The sequence below is a fragment of the Staphylococcus gallinarum genome, assembly GCF_000875895.1.
GTDB lineage: Bacteria > Bacillota > Bacilli > Staphylococcales > Staphylococcaceae > Staphylococcus > Staphylococcus gallinarum.
The window spans coordinates 1-3,387 of the sequence record NZ_JXCF01000041.1 but is presented as its reverse complement, the minus strand read 5'-3'; the positions used below and the strand labels follow the sequence as shown (position 1 = coordinate 3,387).

The 3,387-nt window shown below is 28.6% G+C and carries 3 protein-coding genes and 2 pseudogenes; 1 reads left to right on the top strand and 4 read right to left on the bottom strand.

The window, feature by feature from the left end:
* On the bottom strand, positions 1–519 hold a 519-nt coding region (locus tag SH09_RS12290; protein ID WP_042739948.1), incomplete at its 3' end, for a YSIRK-type signal peptide-containing protein.
* Between the two features lie 281 nt (positions 520–800).
* Between SH09_RS12290 and SH09_RS16110 the strand changes: the two are divergent.
* Positions 801–1,446: pseudogene (locus tag SH09_RS16110) on the top strand (IS6 family transposase).
* 289 nt (positions 1,447–1,735) lie between these two features.
* On the opposite strand, the gene SH09_RS12285 reads toward SH09_RS16110, so the two are convergent.
* From SH09_RS12285 to SH09_RS17480, 3 genes and pseudogenes are all read right to left on the bottom strand, one after another.
* Complete coding sequence (locus SH09_RS12285) at positions 1,736–2,146, bottom strand: MarR family winged helix-turn-helix transcriptional regulator (protein ID WP_042739947.1); 411 nt, start codon at positions 2,144–2,146, stop codon at positions 1,736–1,738.
* A 127-nt stretch (positions 2,147–2,273) separates the two neighbouring features.
* On the bottom strand, positions 2,274–2,846 hold the full coding sequence (locus SH09_RS15830) for a MerR family transcriptional regulator (protein ID WP_052495452.1): 573 nt from the start codon (positions 2,844–2,846) through the stop codon (positions 2,274–2,276).
* A 160-nt stretch (positions 2,847–3,006) separates the two neighbouring features.
* Positions 3,007–3,155 (bottom strand): annotated as a pseudogene (locus SH09_RS17480) (RepB family plasmid replication initiator protein); the annotation flags it as partial.
* Positions 3,156–3,387: the final 232 nt, after the last annotated feature.

Sequence of the window (3,387 nt, the reverse complement as noted above, 5' to 3'; positions counted from 1 at the left end):
TGAAGTTTGCTCTTGTGTATCTTTCGTTGTTCCTTCTGCCTGTTGATCTTTTGTTGCTGTATCTACCTTATCTTGTTCGTTATATTCTGGATCCACTGGTGATTCTGTTGATTTTGTTTGGTCCTGTGTATCTTTCGTTGTTTCTTCTGCCTGTTGATCTTTTGTTCTATCTACTTTATCTTGTTCGTTGTATTTTGGATTTACATCGTTAGTGGTTAAATCACTTTCTGTAGCCACATCTTGTGCATTATGTACATCCTTTTGTGACGATGACTCAGTAGTTGCATCTTTACTGTTTTCTTGGTTTATAGCTTGCGTATTATTTTGATTCGATTCGTCTGATAAAGAAGTATTAGTATTCACTTCTTGCTTAGATTGTGTAGCGTCAACTTGTTGTTGGCCTTCTTCTTCAGCAGCTTGTGCAGTTCCTGCCCCTAAAAATATTAAAGCTCCAATGAGGATTGACGATGCACCAACACTAAATTTTCTGATACTGTATTTATTTTGTTTTTTCTCCATCTTAGACACCTCTTAAAAATATTCAAAATTACACTCTTAAACCCCAACGCATTTTAAATAAATAAATTAACGATGAAGCGTGGTAATAATTCAAAAAATTTTCCGATGAGAGCTTCCATAATTTTACCTCCTTTAGAAAGCGTTTACACAAATGTAGGTTAGCAAATTAATATGTCAATTGTCAATAAATTGCCATAATTTACTACTGTAGTAAATTACAAAAAAGGTTCTGTTGCAAAGTTGATTTTATAGTGTGATTTTAATAAAAAGGAGCACTATGTATAGACTGTTTTAGATATAAACAATTTAATTAAGGACTTAATAACTGTAGCCCTTGACTAATTACTTAAGATACGCACTTAGTTATAGTAATATATGAGATATTAAGAGAACGTGATGTAAATGTTCATCATTCAACAATCTACAGTTGAGTTCAAGAATATGCTCCTACTTTGTATCAAATTTGGAAGAAAAGCATAAAAAGTCTATTATAAATGGCGTGTTGATAAGGCATACATCAATGTAAAAGAAAAATGGTGATATTTATATCGTGCCATTAATGCAGGTGGTCATATATTAGATATTTGGTTACGTAAGAAACGAGATAATCATCCAGCATATACGTTTATTAAATGTCTTATTAGACAATTTGGCAAATCCCAAATGATAATTACGGATCAGACACATCCAACGAAGATGGAAATATCTAAATTGATTAAAGATTTTAACTTTAATTCTGACTACCATTGTACATCTAAATAGCTTAATAATCTTATTGAACAAAATCACTGCCATACTAAGATGAGAAAGACGAGATGCCGAAGTATCAATACGGCAAGGAATACGATAAAAAGGATTAAATGTACTTATGAACTATATAAAAAGAACCGCAGGTTTCTTCAGGTCTACGGACTTTCGCCGCGCTAAGAAATTAGCCATATGTTCGTCAATTAGGAGAATATTGACATGATAAAATGGTGATTAGCTATATTTTTTCTGAATTTGCAACAGAACCAACTCTAATACCAATAGATATTGTAGAAATTACATTGAAAACTATAATAAATCTAGAATGCAAAAAACTAGTCTACTTATCTTCTATAAAGTATAGGAAATTAGCAGACTAGAAAATAGTATTTTTATTGATATCTTTTAGTAAGAGGAGCAGTGCCAGATATTATGGTACTATTTTCTGACTTTACAAAAAATCGGTTGATTATTTACTATCTAAATCTTGTACAAGATTCAGATAGTTATTATATTCACTAATTTTTAAACACTCCTTGATTTCAGTTGAAATTTTATCAAAATTATCCGCAAGTTCTTTTCCTGCAGTACTTAATCTTACTTCTATAGACCGTTCATCTGATGAACTGCGATTTCTTATTACTAAGTCTTTTGTCTCTAATCGTTTAGTAATAGGCGATAACGTTCCAGTATCCAAATCTAATAATTTAGCAAGTGATTTTATATTAGTTTCTTTTTCATAGTCCAATGCAAGTAAGACAAGGTAATTGGTCAAAGTTATATCATATTTTTTCAGTATATTATTTATATTTTTTGTAATCTGTTTATTGAATTTATAGAAATTATATAAAAAATCATTTACTTCGTTAATTTGTACCATTAAGTCATTCTCCTTACTTATATTTATACTAATAAAAATAACGTCGCATTTATTAAAATTGATTGTACGCATTACTTATTGAATCTCTTTACTTATTTACAGGGAATAAAACAAGTGGTTTTTTTAATCACCAAAATTTCCACCATTTTCTTTTCCCTAAATTGTGAAGTTGTTCTTCTATTCTAATTAATCTTTCTTTTATCTTATTACTTTCAGTCAAATTATCTTTTAATAAGAATTTATTACTATCTTGCTCTAAAAGATCCTTGTTTTGTTGATTAATTTTTACTAATTCATGTAATAATTCTCCTTGCTGTTTAATCAAAGCATTCTGTTTCTTAATAGTCTGTTCTTGATTTTCAATATGTAAAGAAAGAGATGACAACTTTTTAGAAATCTCTGTAGCCTCTTTCAAATTAATTGCATCAGGTAACACTGGTTGGTTATCTATGAAATTACTTCTATTTAAACTTTTCAAAGCTTGATCTATAGATGAATTAACAGTTGTTTTAGGCTGTGATTTGATTTCAAAAATATTTCTAAACAAACGTAAATCATCTTGAGAAAATGTAATATGCCCTTGTTTGTTTCGATGAAATAGGTACCCTCGTTCCTCAATTAGCAAATAATATTTCTTTATTGTTGAAGACGAGACACTTAACTGTTTAGCTAAATCATCTACCCCCATATAAATATTCAAATAACTCCCCCTTTGACACAGTTTATTTCATAGATATTATAACAGATATAACTTCTATAACAACATTATCCATTAGTCGACAGATATAGTCCCTAAATTCACTTTTGTCACGGTCATTTTAAGTATTGTTTAAATTCAACTTCCTTCTTTTTTATAAAACAATATCTTCCAACTTAAATTTTGTAAAATCTACTATGATTGAATTCAAAATATGAATTAAATGCGGACTCATTGATATTTCTAAATATTTTTTGCTTTATGTATTTTATAATAATTAAACAACACAAAGCGTTCAATCACATTATCATTTTATCACATACATACTTTAAATATTGTACAAAATATTTTTATTCTGTTGATTTATGATTGCTTAAATACTTTAAATTATTAAAAGTTAGGTGTAACGTTGAAGATTATTCCTTATATCACTTTTTCTCTACCCATGTTTAAACACTTCTGATATAAAAATACTAATGTGATTTAATAAGGTTAAAATAGATCTATTTCAATAGTCTATATAGTAAAAAAACATCTTTCATTT